Source organism: Pseudomonas mosselii, assembly GCF_019823065.1.
Taxonomy (GTDB): Bacteria; Pseudomonadota; Gammaproteobacteria; order Pseudomonadales; family Pseudomonadaceae; genus Aquipseudomonas; species Aquipseudomonas mosselii.
In genome coordinates this window covers 759,001-778,612 of sequence record NZ_CP081966.1, presented here as the reverse complement: position 1 = coordinate 778,612, position 19,612 = coordinate 759,001, and the positions used below count along the sequence as shown (strand labels likewise).

Below are 19,612 nucleotides of genomic sequence, written 5' to 3'. Positions count from 1 at the left end.
GCACTTCTCTCCTCAGGCCGCGCCTAATTACTCGAACCAGTGGGCTCGGGCGGCCATGATCAACTTGCCGGCACGCTCTTCGTCGATGCCGTCGATGTCGAGCAGGTCGTCAATCGACTGCTCGGCCAGGTCTTCGCGGTTAACCACGCCGCGCACCGCCAGTTCCGCCGCCAGGTCCTTGTCCATGCCCTCAAGGGAGAGCAGGTCGTCGGCCGGATGGGCGTCTGCCAGTTTTTCTTCGGTAGCGATGGCTTTGGTCAACAAACGGTCCTTGGCACGAGCGCGCAGCTCATTGACGATATCTTCGTCAAAGCCATCGATGTTGAGCATTTCTTCCAACGGTACGTAGGCAATTTCTTCGAGGCTGGTGAAGCCTTCGTCGACCAGCACCTGTGCCAGCTCTTCGTCGACTTCCAGTTCCTCAATGAAGTTACGCAGGATGTCGCCTGTCTCAGCCTGTTGCTTGGCCTGGATGTCCTTCTCGGTCATCACGTTCAGGGTCCATGCAGTCAGCTGGCTGGCCAGACGGACGTTCTGGCCGCCACGTCCGATGGCCTGAGCGAGGTTGTCCTCGGCCACGGCGATATCCATCGCATGGGCGTCCTCGTCAACGATGATCGCAGCAACCTCTGCTGGCGACATGGCGTTGATGACGAACTGCGCCGGGTTCTCGTCCCACAGGACGATATCCACACGCTCGCCACCCAGCTCGCCGGATACGGCCTGGACACGCGAACCACGCATGCCGATGCAGGCGCCTTGCGGGTCGATGCGCTTGTCCTTGGAGCGGACGGCGATCTTGGCGCGCGATCCCGGATCACGGGAGGCGGCCATGACTTCGATGAGGCCTTCGGCGATTTCCGGCACTTCGATGCGGAACAGCTCGATCAGCATCTGCGGCGCAGTGCGCGACAGGATCAGCTGAGGACCACGGTTCTCGGTGCGGATTTCCTTGAGCAACGCACGCAGGCGCACGCCGACACGGAAGGTCTCACGGGGAATGATGTCTTCGCGGGCCAGCAGCGCCTCGGCGTTGTTGCCCAGGTCGACGATGACGTTGTCGCGGGTGACCTTCTTCACGGTACCGGAGATGATCTCGCCCACGCGCTCGCGGTAAGCGTCGACCACCTGGGCGCGCTCGGCCTCGCGGACCTTCTGCACGATGACCTGCTTGGCGGTCTGGGCGGCGATGCGGCCGAACTCGATCGACTCGATCTTCTCTTCGATCACGTCACCGATCTTGGCGTCCGGGTGCGTGTCCTGGATCTTTTCCAGCCAGGTCTCGATCGCCGGATCGTCCAGGTCGTTCTCGTCGACCACGGTCCAGCGGCGGAAGGTCTCGTAGCTACCGGTGTGGCGGTTGATTTCCACACGCAGGTCGACTTCGTCCTCAAAACGTTTCTTGGTTGCAGTGGCCAGGGCCACTTCCAGCGCCTCGAAAATGACGCCGGGCGGTACACCCTTTTCGTTGGATACCGATTCAACAACCAGCAGTACTTCTTTGCTCATCGTACGCCTCGCCTTGCGCAAGCCATTGGCCCCGGGTGTTTCGCCGGGTCCGGCACGTCTCAGTCAAAACTGGGAATAATATTGGCCTTGTCGATCGAGTCGATCGGCAACAGGAACTCGTGCTGGTCCACCTGGACCACCACATCCTGCTCCTCCACACCGCGGAGAAGGCCCTGGAAGTTACGACGGCCCTCGAAGGGCGTACGCAGCTTGATCTTCACCTGCTCGCCGGCATGCGCAGCAAACTGTTCCAGAGTGAACAGCGGGCGGTCCATGCCTGGAGAGGACACCTCGAGGGTATATTCAGAGCTGATCGGATCTTCCACATCGAGAATGGCGCTGGCCTGACGGCTGACGGCTTCGCAGTCGTCCACCAGGATCCCGTCTTCTTTGTCGATGTAGATACGCAGTACCGAATGCTTGCCTTGGGAGACGTATTCGATCCCCCAGCATTGGTAGCCCAGGCCCTCGACAACCGGGGCCAACAAGGCCTGCAACTGTTCTAGCTTGCTCGACACCTGAACCCCCTCGTGCATGCTGTGCAAATAAAAAATGGGCGAAGCGCCCATCCCTGAAAGCGCCGTTGGACAACGGCGCCGAAAACTGTTCGGCTAGCAAAAAGCCCCTGAAAAGGGGCTCTGCTGAAGCTGGTTGCGGGGGCTGGATTTGAACCAACGACCTTCGGGTTATGAGCCCGACGAGCTACCAAGCTGCTCCACCCCGCGACAAAGCTGGGGCGAAAGTATAAGACTGAACCCTTTGCCGGGTCAATCCGACCTCCACCTGCAAGAAAGCCCGCTAAAGCGGGCTCTCATGCTTCAATTGGTACCGAGAAGGGGACTCGAACCCCTACACCCTATGGGCACAACCACCTCAAGGTTGCGTGTCTACCAATTCCACCACCTCGGCAATACTACTTCTTGAAACCCGTTACTGCTGCTCTTTGGCTGGAGGAGGTACGTCACCAGAGTTGGTGGTTTCGCTCTTCTGCTGCTGGAGCACCGGTACATCATCATTGACTGCCGGCTTTGGCTCTTTGACTTCCAGCACTGCTGGATCTGGCAGACCAGCTTGAGTCAGCTGGTGAGCCTGCTGCTTGGCGAAATATCCTAACCCAAGTGCAGTCAAAAAGAAAGTGGCAGCAAGTATAGCAGTAACTTTACTCAAAAAGGTAGCGGAACCTTGGCTTCCGAACACAGTATTTGAAGCACCTGCGCCGAAAGATGCACCTGCTTCCGCACCTTTACCCTGTTGCAGCAGCACCATTACAACCAGTGCCAACGCTGCCAACAGATGAAAAACAACTACGACTGTTTCCAGCATTTGTTCAGTTTCCTGCGGCGCGACAAATTGCACCGAATTCGTCTGCGTTCAGGGACGCTCCACCAATGAGCCCCCCATCGATATCCGGCATGCCGAACAGTTCAGCCGCATTGGCCGCCTTCACGCTGCCGCCGTAGAGAAGTCGCACGTTTTCTGCAACTTCGGCGTCCTTCGCCGCCAACTGCTTACGGATGGCTGCATGCACATCCTGGGCTTGCTGTGGCGAGGCCGTCAAACCAGTACCAATGGCCCAAACAGGCTCATAGGCAATAACTGTATTGGCGAAAGCCTTGATACCGAACACGTCGATAACACTGCTTAGTTGACGCCCTACAACTTCAAGCGTCTCACCTGCCTCGCGCTCTGCAAGAGTTTCCCCTATACACAGCACTGGCGTCAAACCACTTTTCTGAGCGGCTGCAAACTTCTGATTCAGCACTTCATCGCTTTCACCAATAATCTGGCGACGTTCGGAATGCCCAATCAATACATATTTGCAACCGACTTCAGCCAACTGACTCGGTGCAACTTCGCCGGTCAGCGCGCCTTGCTCAGATTGTACCGCAGAATTCTGTGCGCCTACGTTGATTCCTTTTCCCTCCAAGCCATCAATCACTTGATTGATGAACAGGGATGGCGGAAACACCGCGACTTCCACTCCGCTCGGCAGGGACAACTTGCCCAAGCCCTGGGTCAGCTCTACGACGCTGGCGCGGGTACCGTGCATCTTCCAGTTACCAGCTACCATGGGGCGACGCATGCTTTACCTCGTCGGTCAAAGTGGGCGCAGATCTTACCCAACCCGATCTGCGCTGGCAAGCCTCTTTCAGGCACAAACTTCTTCGACCAGCTTGGCCAGGGCCTCGGCATGGCCACGTACCTGGTTTTCATCGTCGCCCTCGACCATCACCCGCACCAGCGGTTCGGTACCGGACTTGCGCAGCAGCACCCGCCCACGACCGGCCATGGCCTCGGTGGCCTTGGCACTGGCTTCCTTGACCAGGGGGTTTTCCAGCGGGTCGTTCTTGCCCGCCGCGAAGCGCACGTTGATCAGCACCTGCGGGCACTTGCGCACGGCCTGTCGGGCCTGGGCAAGGTTTTCGCCACGGCGCTTGAGCGCCATCAGCACCTGCAGCGCGGCGATGATCGCATCACCGGTGGTGGTGTGGCTGCCACAGACGACATGACCGGAGTTTTCGCCACCCAGCAGCCACTCGCGCTCGAGCAGTTCGGCCATGACGTAGCGGTCGCCCACCTTGGCCCGCACGAACGGGATGTCCAGTTCCTTGAACGCCAGCTCCAGGCCCAGGTTGCTCATCAGGGTGCCGACCACGCCGCCTTGAAGCTTGCCGCGCTCCTGCATGTCGCGACCGATGATGAACAGCAGTTCGTCACCGTCGACGATGGCGCCGGTGTGATCGACCATCAGCACGCGGTCGCCGTCGCCATCGAAGGCGATGCCGATATCCGCATGGCCAACCAGGACCGCCGCCTGCAGCGACTCGATATGGGTCGAACCGCAGTTCTCGTTGATGTTCAGGCCATCCGGGGCGGCGTGCAGCACGGTGACGTCAGCCCCCAGCTCACGGAACACGCTCGGCGCGACCTTGTAGGTGGCGCCATGGGCGCAGTCCACGACGATCTTCAAGCCTTCGAAGCTGGTGCTGCTGGGCACGCTGCTCTTGCAGAACTCGATGTAGCGCCCCGCCGCGTCGTTGATGCGCGAGACCTTGCCCAGCTTGCCGGACTCGACGACATTCATCGGCTGGTCAAGCAACTCCTCGATCATCAGTTCGACTTCGTCCGGCAACTTGGTGCCGGCACCGGAGAAGAACTTGATACCGTTGTCGTCATGGGGGTTGTGCGAAGCACTGATGACGATGCCGGCTTCGGCGTGAAAAGTGCGAGTCAGGTAGGCGATGGCCGGCGTCGGCATCGGGCCGAGCAGCATCACATCGGCACCGGCGGCGGACAGGCCCGCCTCGAGCGCGGATTCGAACATGTAGCCGGAGATCCGCGTGTCCTTGCCCACCAGTACCCGGCAGTTGCCCTGCTTGCGGAAGGCCATGCCGGCGGCCCAGCCGAGTTTCAGCATGAAATCAGGGGTGATGGGGAATTGGCCGACGCGACCGCGGATACCATCGGTACCAAAGTATTTTCTGCTCATAGTGACTCCAATGTTCTTATTCGGCGCTCTGGACCGCGGCGATCATGCGCACGACATCGACGGTTTCGGCGACGTCATGTACCCGCAGGATGCTCGCGCCCTTGGTCATGGCCAGGGCGGCCAGGGCCAGACTGCCATAGAGCCGCTCACCGACCGGACGGCCCAGCGCGAGACCGATCATGCTCTTGCGCGAAACGCCCACCAGCAGCGGGCGCCCCAGGCGATAGAGCGCTTCCATGTGTTTGAAAAGGCTCAGGTTGTGCTCAAGGGTCTTGGCAAAGCCGAACCCTGGATCGAGGATGATGCGCTCAGCCCCGATGCCGGCCGCCGCGCAGGCGGCCATACGCTGCTCAAGATAGCGCGTTACATCGGCTGTCACATCCTCGTACTGCGGATTGTCCTGCATGTTGCCCGGCTCGCCACGCATGTGCATCAAGCACACCGGCAGGCCGGAATCGGCCGCCGCATCGAGCGCGCCGTCACGCTCCAGGGCGCGCACATCGTTGATCAGCCCTGCACCAAGGCGGGCCGTCTCGCGCATGACCGAGGGCGTCGAGGTATCGACCGAGATGATCACGTCGAGCCGACTGCTGATCGCCTCGACAATTGGCGCCACGCGCTCCAGTTCCTCGATAGGCGAGACGGCGCGAGCCCCAGGACGGGTAGACTCCCCGCCCACGTCGATCAGGGTCGCACCGGCCGCAACCATCTCTTCGGCATGGCGCAAGGCCGCATCGCGCTGGCTGAAGCGCCCACCATCGGAGAACGAGTCTGGGGTGACATTGAGGATACCCATGACATGGGTACGGGACAAATCAAGAACCCGGTTGCCGCAAGGCAACCGGGTCGGGTACTGCGTCAAGCTCATAGATACCCTTAGTGTTGAGCCGCTGGACCGCCGATCGGCGACTCCGGACGATCATCCTGGGAAGCCTGGTTGCCGGAGGTACCGGAATCATTATCCCAGTCACGTGGCTCGCGCGGGGTACGGCCAGCCATGATGTCGTCGATTTGGTCGGCATCGATGGTTTCGTACTTCATCAAGGCCTCGGCCATGGCGTCGAGCTTGTCGCGGTTGTCGGTAAGGATCTGCTTGGCCGTGGCGTAGCACTGATCGATGATGCTGCGCACTTCGGAGTCGATCATCTTGGCGGTTTCGCCCGAGACGCTGGCATGCTGGCTCGCCGCGCTGCGACCGAGGAATACCTCGCCCTCCTCTTCGGCGTACATCAGCGGGCCGAGTTTCTCGGACAGGCCCCACTTGGTGACCATGTTCCGGGCGATCTGGCTGGCGCGCATGATGTCGTTGGAGGCCCCGGTGGTAACACCGTCGAAGCCCAGGGTCATCTCTTCGGCGATACGGCCACCGTACAGCGAGCAGATCTGGCTGATCAGCGCACGTTTGGACAGGCTGTAGCGGTCTTCTTCCGGCAGGAACATGGTCACGCCCAGGGCGCGGCCACGGGGAATGATCGAGACCTTGTAGACCGGGTCGTGCTCGGGAACGACGCGACCGACGATGGCGTGGCCCGCCTCGTGATACGCGGTGTTCTGCTTCTCTTTCTCGGACATGACCATGGTCTTGCGCTCGGCGCCCATCATGATCTTGTCTTTGGCCAGTTCGAACTCCTTCATCTCGACCAGGCGCTTGCTGGCACGGGCGGCGAACAGCGACGCCTCGTTGACCAGGTTGGCCAGGTCGGCACCGGAGAAGCCCGGGGTACCACGGGCAATGACCGCCGCATTGACGTTCTCGCCAACCGGGACCTTGCGCATATGCACCTTGAGGATCTGCTCACGACCGCGAATGTCCGGCAGGCCAACCACCACCTGGCGGTCGAAGCGACCGGGACGCAGCAGCGCCGGGTCGAGCACGTCAGGACGGTTGGTGGCTGCAATGACGATGATGCCATCGTTCATCTCGAAGCCGTCCATCTCGACCAGCAACTGGTTCAGGGTCTGCTCGCGCTCATCGTGACCGCCACCCATGCCGGCGCCACGATGACGACCGACAGCGTCGATCTCGTCGATGAAGATGATGCACGGCGCGTGCTTCTTGGCCTGTTCGAACATATCGCGAACACGACTGGCGCCCACGCCGACGAACATCTCGACGAAGTCGGAACCGGAAATGGTGAAGAACGGCACCTTGGCTTCACCGGCAATGGCCTTGGCCAGCAGGGTTTTACCGGTACCCGGCGGGCCGACCATCAGCACGCCGCGAGGGATACGACCACCCAGGCGCTGGAACTTGCCCGGATCGCGCAGGAATTCGACCAGTTCGCCAACCTCTTCCTTGGCCTCGTCGCAGCCGGCGACGTCAGCCAGAGTGGTTTTCACCTGGTCTTCGGACAGCAGGCGCGCCTTGCTCTTGCCGAAGCTCATTGGCCCGCCCTTGCCACCGGCACCGCCCTGCATCTGGCGCATGAAGAACATGAACACGGCGATGATCACCAGGATCGGGAAGCTCGCAACCAGCAACTGGGTCCAGATGCTCTGTTGTTCAGGTTGCTTGCCCTCGACGGTGACGTGGTTGTCGACCAGGTCTCCGATCAAGCCGTTGTCGGTAATCGCCGGGCGTACGGTCTTGAAGTTGTCGCCGTCAGTGCGCTTGCCGGTAATGATATAGCCGTCGACGGTCACCCGCTCAACCTTGCCATCCTTGACCTGCTGGATGAAGTCGGAATAGTTGAGGGTCTGCGGCTCGTTAGGGCTGGAGAAGTTGTTCATCACCGTCACCAGGACGGCGGCGATGATCAACCACAGGATCAGATTCTTTGCCATGTCGTTCAATTCGCTACCCTCTGAGGCCGGCGCACGACGCAGCCGTGCCTCGCATGATATTCATCGCCCTAACTTACTACATTACCCACGCATCCGCAGGCACCGTCTGTAACCCTTTGTGAAAGCTAGACTACACGAAGTTCGGACGATCCAGTCGGGACGACCGATTGGAAATAACTATCGGCAACCCCGCAACACGCCTTTCATGCGCCCTTGAAACCCTTGCCCAGCAGGTACTGTTCACGGGAACGGTCTCGCGAGGAGGACGGCTTGCGCATCTGCACCTTGTCGAACTTGCTGCGCACGTCCTTGAGGTACATGTCGAAGCCTTCGCCCTGGAAGATCTTGATCAGGAAATCTCCGCCGGGCTTGAGCACACGGGTCGCAAGATCCAGGGCCAGTTCACAGAGGAACATGGCGCGCGGCATGTCCACTGCAGGCGTACCACTCATATTGGGGGCCATATCGGAAATCACAAGGTCGACGTGCGAATCGCCGACCGCCTGCAGGATTTGTTGCAGCACTTCGTCTTGGGTGAAATCGCCCTGGATGAAGGTAACGTCGGGGATCGAATCCATTTCCAGTATGTCCGAGGCGATCAGGCGGCCCTGCCCGCCAATCAGACGACTGGTTACCTGCGACCAGCCACCGGGAGCCGCACCGAGGTCGATCACGCTCATGCCCGGACGGATCAGGCGGTCTTTCTCCTGGATCTCCAGCAGCTTGTAGCTCGCGCGCGAGCGGTAGCCATCCTTCTGCGCCTGCTTGACGAAAGGATCGTTGAAATGTTCACGCAGCCAGTTTGCGCTGCTTTTGGAACGTTGTACCACGGGGCACCTCGATGATATGCGTCGTGTTTGACTGGGCGGAGCCACAGGCCCTCGGGTAAAATGCCCGTCAATTTTACAGAATCAGACGAAAAGGGTCAGATTATGCCGCTCAATAACGAGCAGAAGAAGCAATACAAGTCCATTGGTCACGACCTGAAGCCGGTCCTGATCGTTGCTGGCAACGGTTTGAATGAAGGCGTGATCGCCGAACTGGAGCGCGCCTTGGTCGACCATGAGCTGATCAAGGTCGAGATTCGCTCGGAAGATCGCGAGGAACGCGCCGAGACCATCGCCGAACTGTGCAAGGCCGGCCGCGCCGAACTGGTGCAGACCATCGGCAAGAAAGCGCTGATCTACCGCAAGAACCCACAGCCGAACAAGCAGCTGTCCAACATCCACCGTTACAAGTAACGGTAGCAGGGCTGCTGCGCAGCCCTTTCGCGACACAAGGCCGCTCCCACAGGGGGCCGCACCGACCTCCGGCGCAGCGCAATCCCTGCGGGAGCGGCCTTGCATCGCGAAAGGGCCGCAAAGCGGCCCCGGCGATATTGAGTCGCTTACCGCCGCGCCCTGACCGGGACCGGCTGGGCCACCAGCACGATGCCGGAGAAGCCCAGCACCAGGAAGCAGAACATCTGCCAACGCTCGCCCACGGAGATCCCGTAGCGCAGCGTGTAGTAGCTGACGCAGGCGCCGAAGCCGAGCAGCAGCATCTGGCCGCGGAACTGCTGCCACCAGGCCGCCAGGCCATCCACCCTCGCCAGCACTGCCAACTGGGTCAACAACCCGAGCATGGCCACGCCAATCAACCAGCGGTCGATCTGCGCAGCCACGTCGTGCACCAGCAAAGGCGCCAGGCCACTGACCTTGAGCGCCGGCACCAGCCCCACGTGGAACACCCACAGGCCGCCGACCCAGAACACCTGGGCCAGCTGCCAGAGGATCCCCTCGAGGGATGGCGCCCGCAGGCGCCGGTCAGATGTGCTTGACTTCGACAATCTCGTACTCGACCGTGCCACTTGGCGTCTTGACGACGACAGTATCACCTTCTTCCTTGCCGATGATGGCGCGGGCGATCGGCGCACCGCTGGAGAGCTTGCCCTGCTTCACGTCGGCTTCGTCTTCGCCGACGATCTGGTAGGTCACCTCTTCATCGGTCTCGGTGTTCGCCAGCACCACGGTGGTGCCGAAAATCACCTTGCCGGTGTGGGCGATGGTGGTGACGTCGATCACCACCGAGTTCTGCAGACGGCCTTCGATATCGCGGATACGCGCCTCGACCATGCCCTGCTCCTCACGGGCGGCGTGGTATTCGGCGTTTTCCTTGAGATCGCCCAGCTCGCGAGCCTCGCCGATCGCCTGGCTCAGGCGTGGGCGCTCGGTCTTGCTCAGGAACAGATGCTCTTCCTCCAGGGCGCGAGCGCCCTGGACGGTCATCGGGTATTTGGTAATGCTCATGCTTTGAGTCCTGCATGCAGATCCTGCAGGCGACGAACGGTCTTTTCCGGACCGAATTTCAGCGCCTCGCAGATGGCTTCACCGGCCGCAATGGTGGTGGTGCAGTAGATCTTGTGCTGCAACGCATTGCGACGAATCGAGTAGGAGTCAGCGATCGACTGGCGACCTTCGGTGGTGTTGATGATCAGCGACACTTCGTCGTTCTTGATCATGTCGACCACGTGCGGACGCCCCTCGGTCACCTTGTTCACGCGACGCACTTTCAGGCCGGCCGCTTCGATTACCTTGGCGGTGCCGGCAGTGGCGACCACTTCGAAGCCCAGGGCGATCAGGTCGCGGGCAACGCCAGCCACTTGCGGCTTGTCGTCGTCACGCACGCTGATGAACGCGGTACCACCGGTCGGCAGCACTTCGCTGGCGCCCATCTGGGCCTTGGCGAAGGCTTCGCCGAAGCTGTCGCCGACGCCCATGACTTCACCGGTCGATTTCATCTCAGGGCCGAGGATCGGGTCAACCCCCGGGAACTTGGCGAACGGGAAGACGGCTTCCTTGACGCTGTAGAAGTTCGGGATGATTTCCTGGGTGAAGCCCAGCTCTTTCAGGGTCTTGCCGGCCATGACGCGGGCCGCGATCATCGCCAGGGAAGTGCCGATGCACTTGGAGACGAATGGCACGGTACGCGAGGCGCGTGGGTTGACCTCGATCACGTAGATCTTGTCGCCCTGCAGGGCCAGCTGCACGTTCATCAGGCCGACCACGCCCAGCTCCAGGGCCATTTTCTTGACCTGGACGCGGACTTCGTCCTGTACTTCCTTGCTCAGCGAGTAAGGCGGCAGCGAGCACGCCGAGTCGCCGGAGTGAACGCCGGCCTGCTCGATGTGTTGCATGATCGCGCCGATCACCACGTCGGTGCCGTCGCAGACCGCGTCCACGTCCATCTCGATGGCGCAGTTGAGGAAGTGGTCGAGCAGCACCGGGCTGTCGTTGGAGACCTGCACCGCTTCACGCAGGTAGCGCTTGAGCTCGTCCAGTTCGTAGACGATCTCCATGGCGCGGCCGCCCAGCACATAGGACGGGCGAACCACCAGCGGGTAACCGATCTTGCCAGCGGCAGCGATGGCTTCGTCTTCGCTGCGAACGGTGGCGTTTGGCGGCTGCAGCAGGTTCAGGCGCTGAACCATCTGCTGGAAGCGCTCACGGTCTTCGGCGCGGTCGATGGCGTCCGGGCTGGTACCGATGATCGGCACGCCGGCTTCTTCCAGGGCACGCGCCAGTTTCAGCGGGGTCTGGCCGCCGTAGTGGACGATCACGCCTTTCGGCTTCTCGACGCGGCAGACTTCCAGCACGTCTTCCAGGGTCAGCGGCTCGAAGTACAGGCGGTCGGAGGTGTCGTAGTCGGTGGAGACGGTTTCCGGGTTGCAGTTGACCATGATGGTCTCGTAACCGTCTTCACGCAGCGCCAGCGCGGCGTGCACACAGCAGTAGTCGAACTCGATGCCCTGGCCGATACGGTTCGGGCCGCCACCCAGGATCATGATCTTGTCACGGGTCGACGGGTTGGCCTCGCACTCTTCCTCGTAGGTCGAGTACAGGTAGGCGGTATCGGTGGCGAACTCGGCGGCGCAGGTGTCGACGCGCTTGTACACCGGGAACACTTCCAGCTTGTGGCGGTGACGGCGCAGGTTCTTGTCGGTGATGCCGAGCAGCTTGGCCAGGCGCTGGTCCGAGAAGCCCTTGCGCTTGAGGCGCAGCATGTAGTCCTTGTCGATCGACGACAGGGCCAGGGTCTTGACCTTTTCTTCTTCCTTGATCAGGTCTTCCATCTGTACCAGGAACCACAGGTCGATGCCGGTCAGGGCAAAGATTTCCTCGATGGTCATGCCCGAACGCATCGCGTCGGCGACGTACCAGATACGCTCGGCGCCCGGCACGGTGAGCTCGCGCTTGAGGATGCTGGCCGCTTCCGGGCTGGCCAGGTCGACTTTCGGGTCGAGGCCGCAGGCACCGACTTCCAGGCCGCGCAGGGCTTTCTGCAGGGATTCCTGGAAGGTGCGGCCGATGGCCATGACTTCACCCACGGATTTCATCTGGGTGGTCAGGCGGGCGTCGGCTTTCGGGAATTTTTCGAAGGCGAAGCGTGGCAGCTTGGTGACGACGTAGTCGATCGACGGCTCGAAGGACGCCGGGGTGCGGCCACCGGTGATGTCGTTCTGCAGCTCGTCGAGGGTGTAGCCGATGGCCAGCTTGGCGGCGATCTTGGCGATCGGGAAACCGGTGGCCTTGGAAGCCAGGGCCGAGGAACGGGAAACCCGCGGGTTCATCTCGATCACGACCATGCGGCCAGTGTTCGGGCAGATACCGAACTGCACGTTGGAGCCGCCGGTCTCGACACCGATTTCACGCAGCACCGCCAGCGAGGCGTTGCGCATGATCTGGTATTCCTTGTCGGTCAGGGTCTGTGCCGGAGCAACGGTGATCGAGTCACCGGTGTGCACGCCCATCGGGTCGAAGTTCTCGATCGAGCAGACGATGATGCAGTTGTCCTTCTTGTCGCGGACCACCTCCATCTCGTATTCCTTCCAGCCGATCAGCGATTCGTCGATCAGCAGCTCCTTGGTCGGCGACAGGTCCAGACCACGGGTGCAGATTTCTTCGAACTCTTCACGGTTGTAGGCGATACCACCGCCCGTGCCGCCCATGGTGAACGATGGGCGGATGATGCATGGGAAGCCGAGCTTCTCGAGGACCGCGTTGGCCTCTTCCATGCTGTGGGCGATACCGGAGCGCGGGCACTCCAGGCCGATGTCCTTCATCGCCTTGTCGAAGCGCGAACGGTCTTCAGCCTTGTCGATGGTGTCGGCGTTGGCGCCGATCATCTCTACGCCGAACTTCTCCAGGACGCCATGGCGCTCCAGGTCCAGGGCGCAGTTCAGCGCGGTCTGGCCACCCATGGTCGGCAGGACGGCGTCAGGGCGCTCTTTCTCGATGATCTTGGCCACCGACTGCCACTTGATCGGCTCGATGTAGGTGGCGTCGGCCATGGCCGGGTCGGTCATGATGGTGGCCGGGTTGGAGTTCACCAGGATGACGCGGAAACCTTCCTCGCGCAGGGCCTTGCAGGCCTGGGCGCCGGAGTAGTCGAATTCGCAGGCCTGGCCGATCACGATCGGGCCAGCGCCGAGAATCAGGATGCTTTTGATGTCTGTACGTTTTGGCATGGTTGTCACTCAAATCCGGGGTCAGTCGGCAAGCCGCTTTGAACAATCTGGGTCAGGCACTGCCGGGCGCGGCGCGAGCCGGCCCGGGGCCTTGAAGCAGGATGCTCAGCGGCGCTTGGCCATGGCATCGGTGAAACGATCGAACAGTGGCGCGACGTCGGTCGGGCCTGGGCTCGCTTCAGGGTGACCCTGGAAGCTGAACGCGCTCTTGTCGGTGCGCTCGATACCCTGCAGGGTACCGTCGAACAGCGACTTGTGAATGGCGCGTACGTTAGCCGGCAAGGTTGCTTCATCGACGGCAAAGCCGTGGTTCTGGCTGGTGATCATGACCACGCCGGTGTCCAGATCCTGGACCGGGTGGTTGGCACCGTGGTGGCCATGACCCATCTTCACGGTCTTGGCGCCGGAGGCCAAGGCCAGCAGTTGGTGGCCGAGGCAGATGCCGAAGACCGGAATCTCGGTCTCGAGGATTTCCTTGATCGCCTGGATGGCGTAGTCGCATGGCTCCGGATCACCAGGGCCGTTGGACAGGAACACACCATCGGGGTTGAGCGCGAGCACTTCGCTGGCCGGGGTCTGGGCAGGCACCACGGTCACGCGGCAACCACGCGCGACCAGCATGCGCAGGATGTTCAACTTGACGCCGTAGTCGAAGGCAACCACGTGGTACGGCAGGTCGGCAGCGTCGATGGTCGGGTGGCTGTCGGTCTTCAGTTCCCAGACGCTGGAACGCCACTCGTAGCGCTCCTTGGTGGAAACGACCTTGGCCAGGTCCATGCCCTTCAGGCCCGGGAAGGCACGGGCAGCGGCGATGGCCTGCTCTTCGGTGATGTTGTCACCGGCGAGGATGCAACCGTTCTGGGCGCCTTTTTCACGCAGGATACGGGTCAGGCGACGGGTATCGATACCGGCGATGGCGACAACATTGTTGGCCTTGAGGTACTCAGGCAGCGACTGGGTATTGCGCCAGTTGCTGGCCAACAGCGGCAGGTCGCGGATGACCAGGCCGGCGGACCAGACGCGGTTGGATTCGGCGTCTTCCGGGGTGGTGCCGGTATTGCCGATGTGCGGGTAGGTCAGGGTGACGATTTGCTGCGAGTAGGAAGGGTCTGTAAGGATTTCCTGGTAGCCGGTCATAGCGGTGTTGAATACCACCTCGCCAACGGTCTGACCGTCGGCACCAATGGCTTCACCGCGAAAAATACTGCCGTCGGCAAGGGCGAGTATGGCTGGCTTTGTCAAGAAGACCTCCCGTAAATCAAGCATGAAAGGGCGATCGCAGGTTGCAAAAAAGCGGAGTGACGTATGGACACGTCACCCCGCTTTTAAGTGCTGAATTCAATTCGCTGCGCGCTTTTAGTGGACACACTAAAGCTGTAGCTTACAGAAAAGTGCGTTTTGGGTCTACCGTAGATGTGTCTCTAAACCACACTAATGCGACAAGGGGCTGCCAGGCAGCCCCGCGACATCAACGCAGCTCAAGCACGTCCTGCATGTCGTACAGGCCAGGCTCACGCCCTTCCAGCCACAGCGCAGCGCGTACGGCGCCCTTGGCGAACGTCATGCGGCTGGAGGCCTTGTGGGTGATCTCCAGGCGCTCGCCTTCGGCGGCGAACAGCACGGTGTGGTCACCGACCACATCACCGGCACGTACAGTAGCGAAACCGATGGTCTTGCGATCACGGGCGCCAGTCTGGCCTTCACGGCCATAAACGGCCACTTCCTGCAAGTCGCGCCCCAACGCATTGGCAACCACTTCACCCATGCGCAGAGCGGTCCCCGACGGCGCGTCGACCTTGTGCCGGTGATGAGCTTCGATGATCTCGATATCCACATCATCGCCCAGCACCCGGGCCGCCATGTCCAGCAGCTTGAGGCTGAGGTTCACGCCCACGCTGAAGTTCGCGGCGAAGACGATCGGAATCTCCTTGCCCGCCTCCGCCAGCAACCCTTTCTCTTCCGGCGTGAAACCGGTGGTGCCGATGACCATGGCCTTGCCCGCCTTGCGGCAGAACGCCAGGTTCTTCAGGGTCACCGAAGGATGCGTGAAATCGATCAGCACATCGAACTCGTCGGCGACCTTGGCCAGGTCATCGCAGATCAGCACGCCGATACGCCCCAGGGCCGCCAGCTCACCGGCATCGGCCCCGACCAGCGAGCTGTCCGGGCGATCGATCGCCGCTGTCAGCCCGGCCTGGGGCGCCTGCTGCTGCACAGCCTCGACGAGGGTCTTGCCCATCCGCCCCGCCGCGCCCATTACCGCAATACGTCGCATAGCCTGTTCCTTCTCAGAGATCGCCGAAGAAGCGCTTCACACCCTCGAACCAGCCGCTGGCCTTGGGCGAATGGGAGCTGTCGCCTTCCAGCGAATCGCGCAGCTCTTCGAGCAGCTCGCGCTGGCGACGACTGAGGTTGACCGGCGTTTCCACCGCCACCCGGCACAGCAGGTCGCCTGCCGCGCCACCGCGCACCGGCGCCACGCCCTTGCCGCGCAAGCGGAACTGCTTGCCGGTCTGGGTGCCTTCGGGGATCTTCAGCTTCACGCGACCATCGAGGGTCGGCACTTCCAGCTCGCCACCCAGGGCGGCATCGGTATAGCTGATCGGCACTTCGCAGTAGAGGTGCTTGCCGTCGCGCTGGAAGATCGGGTGCTCGCGCACATTGACGACCACATACAGGTCACCGGTAGGACCACCATGGGCGCCCGCCTCGCCTTCGCCGGACAGGCGAATGCGATCACCGGTATCGACACCGGCCGGAACCTTGACCGACAGCGTCTTGTACTCCTCTACACGACCTTCGCCGTGGCACGAACCGCAAGGGTCGGTGATGATCTTGCCCTGGCCATGGCAACGCGGACAGGTCTGCTGCACGGCGAAGAAGCCCTGCTGCATGCGCACCTGGCCGATACCGCCGCAGGTCGGGCAGGTCGACGGTGTCGAGCCCTTCTTGGCGCCGGAGCCGTCGCACGGCTTGCAGTTGACCAGCGTGGGCACACGAATGTTGACCGTGGTGCCGCGCACCGCCTCTTCGAGGTTGAGCTCGAGGGTGTAGCGCAGGTCGCTGCCGCGCTGGGCACCACCACGACCGCCTCCGCGGCCGCCGCCGAAGAAGTCGCTGAAGACATCGCCAAAGATGTCGGAGAAGTTGGCACCACCGAAACCGGCACCGCCGCCACCCATGCTCGGGTCAACACCGGCGTGGCCATACTGGTCGTATGCCGCGCGCTTGCTGGCATCGGACAGCACCTCGTAGGCCTCGTTGGCCTCCTTGAACAGGTCTTCCGACTCCTTGTCGCCCGGGTTGCGATCCGGGTGGTACTTCATCGCCAGACGGCGGTAGGCCTTCTTGAGATCACCTTCACTGGCGCCACGCTCGACACCCAGGACCTCATAAAAATCACGCTTTGCCATAGGTCATTTGCACTCTTGGGGGCGTTCGGCATACCTCGGCGCATCGTGCGCCATGCCACCAGCACCTGCCGTCATGGGCGAATGCGCCGCGACAGATGCCGTAAATAATTCTCGTGTTCCAGACACGCCAACGCGGGAGCAAGCTCCCGCGCGGCGACATCCTACCAGTTCACCAGCAAACGACGGTGAACCGGCCGACAACATGCAGGAATTACTGCTTGTTGTTGTCTTTCACTTCTTCGAACTCGGCGTCAACCACGTCGTCGTGCTTGGCTTCCGGCTCGGCCTGCTGGGCGCCGCCCTGTGGCTGCTCGGCCTGCTGCTCGGCGTACATCTTCTGGGCAACAGGCGCCGAGACCTTGGACAGCTCCTCGACCTTGGCGTCGATGGCGGCCTTGTCGTCGCCTTTGACGGCGGCTTCCAGGGCGACCACGGCGGCCTCGATGGCGGTCTTCTCTTCAGCGGTGACCTTGTCACCGGCTTCAGCGACCATCTTGCGGGTCGAGTGAACCAGCGCGTCACCCTGGTTACGGGCGGCGGCCAGTTCTTCGAACTTGCGATCTTCCTCGGCGTTGGCCTCGGCGTCACGCACCATTTTCTCGATTTCTTCGTCGGACAGGCCGGAGTTGGCCTTGATCACGATCGACTGCGCCTTGCCGGTGGCCTTGTCCTTCGCGCCGACGTGCAGGATGCCGTTGGCGTCGATGTCGAAGGTCACTTCGATCTGCGGCACGCCGCGCGGAGCTGGCGGGATGTCGGCCAGGTCGAACTTGCCCAGCGACTTGTTCTGCGAAGCTTGCTTGCGCTCACCCTGCAGCACGTGGATGGTCACGGCGCCCTGGTTGTCATCGGCGGTCGAGAACACCTGCGACTTCTTGGTCGGGATGGTGGTGTTCTTCTCGATCAGCGCGGTCATCACGCCGCCCATGGTTTCGATACCCAGGGTCAGCGGGCTGACGTCCAGCAGCAGCACGTCCTTGACGTCACCAGCCAGAACAGCGCCCTGGATGGCGGCACCCATGGCAACGGCTTCGTCCGGGTTGACGTCCTTGCGCGCTTCTTTACCGAAGAAGTCGGCAACGGCTTTCTGCACCATCGGCATACGGGTCTGGCCACCGACCAGGATCACGTCGTCGATCTTGCTGGCGTCGATGCCGGCGTCCTTCAGGGCGATGCGGCATGGCTCGATGGTTCGGTTGACCAGGTCTTCGACCAGCGACTCCAGCTTGGAGCGGGAGATCTTCACATTCAAGTGTTTCGGCCCGGTCGCATCTGCGGTGATGTACGGCAGGTTGACATCGGTCTGCTGGCTCGAGGACAGCTCGATCTTGGCCTTTTCAGCGGCTTCTTTCAGGCGCTGCAGGGCCAGGGGATCGTTCTTCAGATCCATGCCGGACTCTTTCTTGAACTCGTCGACGAGGTAGTCGATCAGGCGCATGTCGAAGTCTTCGCCACCCAGGAAGGTGTCGCCGTTGGTGGCCAGTACTTCGAACTGGTGCTCACCGTCGACTTCGGCGATTTCGATGACCGAAACGTCGAAGGTACCACCACCGAGGTCATAAACGATGACGGTGTGGTCGCCCTTGGCCTTGTCCATGCCATACGCCAGCGCAGCGGCGGTCGGTTCGTTGATGATGCGTTTTACGTCCAGACCGGCGATGCGACCGGCATCTTTGGTGGCCTGACGCTGGCTGTCGTTGAAGTAGGCCGGCACGGTGATGACCGCTTCAGTGACCGGCTCGCCGAGGTAATCTTCGGCAGTCTTCTTCATCTTCTTCAGGACTTCGGCGCTGATCTGCGGCGGAGCCATTTCCTTGCCGGAGGCCTCGACCCAGGCGTCACCGTTGCTGGCCTTGACGATCTTGTAAGGCACCAGCTTGATGTCTTTCTGCACGACATCTTCTTCGAAACGGCGGCCGATCAGGCGCTTCACAGCGAACAGGGTGTTGTGCGGGTTGGTGACCGCCTGGCGCTTGGCCGACTGACCGACCAGGATTTCGCCGTCGTTTGCGTAGGCGATGATCGAAGGCGTGGTACGCGCGCCTTCAGCGTTCTCGATGACCTTGGCGGTGCCGTTTTCCAGCACGGAGACGCAGGAGTTGGTGGTCCCCAGGTCGATACCGATGATTTTACCCATGTTGATTCTCCCGAAACTTGAATTTGATAGCAGCGACTGCCTTGGCCCACTGCACTAATACTTGAAGGCTTGACACCTAGATGGGGGTGCCCGGAAAGATTTCAAGCCTTTTCATTGATCGAAGGCTGCGCAGCGCTCGGCGCCTTGCTGACCACCACCATGGCGGGGCGCAGCAGGCGGCCGTTGAGCAGGTAGCCTTTCTGGAACACGTTCAGCACGCTGTTCGGCTCGACCTCGGCGCTTTCCTGCATGGCCATCGCCTGGTGGTGCTCGGCGTTGAATGGCTGGCCGTGCGGATCGATGGCCTCGAGGTTGTAGCGCTTGAGGGTGTCCTGGAACATCTTCAGGGTCAGCTCGATGCCTTCGCGCATCGGCTTGATGGTCTCGTCGTCGGCATTGGACAGTTCCAGGCCACGCTCCAGGCTGTCGATGATCGGCAGCAGGTCGCCGGCGAACTTCTCCAGGGCGAACTTGTGGGCCTTCTCGACATCCTGCTCGGCACGGCGGCGGATGTTCTGCAGGTCGGCGGCGGCGCGCAGGGACTGGTCCTTGGCGGCGGCCAGCTGCTCCTCGAGCTCCAGGACACGGGCATCGGCATTCGCGGCGCCTGCTTCTTCGGAATTCAGGTTCTTCTCATCCAGCTGTTCGTCAGCCATTGGGTTTCTCCTCCACGATTTCTGTCGTGCGAGCCAGGCTCGCCATGTCTTGCCGGCTATATGGGGTCGGAAAAACCAGGTTCAAGGGGGAAGGTGCTTTTCCACATTCGTCGACCG

General features: G+C 61.6%; 17 protein-coding genes and 2 tRNA genes. 1 reads left to right on the top strand and 18 read right to left on the bottom strand.

The features are described 5' to 3' along the window. Positions 1-27: 27 nt before the first annotated feature. From nusA to rlmE, 10 genes are all read right to left on the bottom strand, one after another. Positions 28-1,509, bottom strand: coding sequence for a transcription termination factor NusA (nusA, locus tag K5H97_RS03505; protein WP_028691253.1), 1,482 nt, complete (start codon positions 1,507-1,509; stop codon positions 28-30). A 59-nt stretch (positions 1,510-1,568) separates the two neighbouring features. Continuing rightward, on the bottom strand, positions 1,569-2,027 hold the full coding sequence (gene rimP / locus K5H97_RS03500) for a ribosome maturation factor RimP (protein ID WP_036986186.1): 459 nt from the start codon (positions 2,025-2,027) through the stop codon (positions 1,569-1,571). Between the two features lie 130 nt (positions 2,028-2,157). Beyond that, positions 2,158-2,234: transfer RNA gene (locus K5H97_RS03495), tRNA-Met, on the bottom strand. Positions 2,235-2,332: 98 nt separating this feature from the next. After that, positions 2,333-2,418, bottom strand: a tRNA-Leu gene (locus tag K5H97_RS03490). Positions 2,419-2,439: 21 nt separating this feature from the next. Further along, positions 2,440-2,832, bottom strand: coding sequence for a preprotein translocase subunit SecG (gene secG, locus K5H97_RS03485; protein ID WP_028691255.1), 393 nt, complete (start codon positions 2,830-2,832; stop codon positions 2,440-2,442). 4 nt (positions 2,833-2,836) lie between these two features. Next, positions 2,837-3,592 (bottom strand): triose-phosphate isomerase, encoded by a 756-nt coding sequence (gene tpiA / locus K5H97_RS03480; protein WP_028691256.1) that lies wholly within the window; start codon positions 3,590-3,592, stop codon positions 2,837-2,839. Positions 3,593-3,658: 66 nt separating this feature from the next. Next, entirely contained in the window at positions 3,659-4,999 is a 1,341-nt protein-coding gene (glmM, locus tag K5H97_RS03475) for a phosphoglucosamine mutase (protein ID WP_028691257.1), read from the bottom strand. A gap of 16 nt (positions 5,000-5,015) precedes the next feature. Then, the gene (gene folP / locus K5H97_RS03470; protein ID WP_028691258.1) at positions 5,016-5,867 is read right to left on the bottom strand and encodes a dihydropteroate synthase; all 852 of its coding nucleotides are present in this window, start codon (positions 5,865-5,867) and stop codon (positions 5,016-5,018) included. 8 nt (positions 5,868-5,875) lie between these two features. Next, positions 5,876-7,783 carry an ATP-dependent zinc metalloprotease FtsH gene (gene ftsH, locus K5H97_RS03465; protein WP_028691259.1) on the bottom strand — a complete coding sequence of 636 codons (1,908 nt, stop codon included), beginning with the start codon at positions 7,781-7,783 and terminating at the stop codon, positions 5,876-5,878. 203 nt (positions 7,784-7,986) lie between these two features. Next, positions 7,987-8,613, bottom strand: coding sequence for a 23S rRNA (uridine(2552)-2'-O)-methyltransferase RlmE (gene rlmE / locus K5H97_RS03460; protein WP_011532133.1), 627 nt, complete (start codon positions 8,611-8,613; stop codon positions 7,987-7,989). Between the two features lie 102 nt (positions 8,614-8,715). On the opposite strand from rlmE, the gene yhbY reads away from it, so the two are divergent. Then, the gene (gene yhbY, locus K5H97_RS03455) at positions 8,716-9,024 is read left to right on the top strand and encodes a ribosome assembly RNA-binding protein YhbY (RefSeq protein WP_003249945.1); all 309 of its coding nucleotides are present in this window, start codon (positions 8,716-8,718) and stop codon (positions 9,022-9,024) included. Positions 9,025-9,170: 146 nt separating this feature from the next. Here yhbY and K5H97_RS03450 read toward each other — a convergent pair whose 3' ends face one another. From K5H97_RS03450 to grpE, 8 genes are all read right to left on the bottom strand, one after another. Further along, positions 9,171-9,611 carry an MFS transporter gene (locus K5H97_RS03450; RefSeq protein ID WP_081791588.1) on the bottom strand — a complete coding sequence of 147 codons (441 nt, stop codon included), beginning with the start codon at positions 9,609-9,611 and terminating at the stop codon, positions 9,171-9,173. Further along, a complete protein-coding gene (gene greA, locus K5H97_RS03445; protein ID WP_011532131.1) occupies positions 9,589-10,071 on the bottom strand; it encodes a transcription elongation factor GreA in 483 nt (160 codons plus the stop codon). The genes K5H97_RS03450 and greA overlap by 23 nt, the downstream gene beginning before the upstream one ends. Further along, positions 10,068-13,289 carry a carbamoyl-phosphate synthase large subunit gene (gene carB, locus K5H97_RS03440; RefSeq protein WP_028691262.1) on the bottom strand — a complete coding sequence of 1,074 codons (3,222 nt, stop codon included), beginning with the start codon at positions 13,287-13,289 and terminating at the stop codon, positions 10,068-10,070. Before carB ends, greA begins: the two co-directional genes overlap by 4 nt. Before the next feature lie 105 nt (positions 13,290-13,394). Then, positions 13,395-14,531: a glutamine-hydrolyzing carbamoyl-phosphate synthase small subunit gene (gene carA / locus K5H97_RS03435; RefSeq protein ID WP_023629348.1), complete on the bottom strand. Its 1,137-nt coding sequence runs from the start codon at positions 14,529-14,531 to the stop codon at positions 13,395-13,397. Between the two features lie 226 nt (positions 14,532-14,757). Next, on the bottom strand, positions 14,758-15,564 hold the full coding sequence (gene dapB, locus K5H97_RS03430) for a 4-hydroxy-tetrahydrodipicolinate reductase (RefSeq protein WP_028691263.1): 807 nt from the start codon (positions 15,562-15,564) through the stop codon (positions 14,758-14,760). A 13-nt stretch (positions 15,565-15,577) separates the two neighbouring features. Then, entirely contained in the window at positions 15,578-16,702 is a 1,125-nt protein-coding gene (gene dnaJ, locus K5H97_RS03425; protein ID WP_028691264.1) for a molecular chaperone DnaJ, read from the bottom strand. 211 nt (positions 16,703-16,913) lie between these two features. Further along, on the bottom strand, positions 16,914-18,839 hold the full coding sequence (gene dnaK / locus K5H97_RS03420; protein ID WP_028691265.1) for a molecular chaperone DnaK: 1,926 nt from the start codon (positions 18,837-18,839) through the stop codon (positions 16,914-16,916). A 101-nt stretch (positions 18,840-18,940) separates the two neighbouring features. After that, complete coding sequence (grpE, locus tag K5H97_RS03415) at positions 18,941-19,495, bottom strand: nucleotide exchange factor GrpE (protein WP_028691266.1); 555 nt, start codon at positions 19,493-19,495, stop codon at positions 18,941-18,943. Between the last annotated feature and the right edge of the window lie 117 nt (positions 19,496-19,612).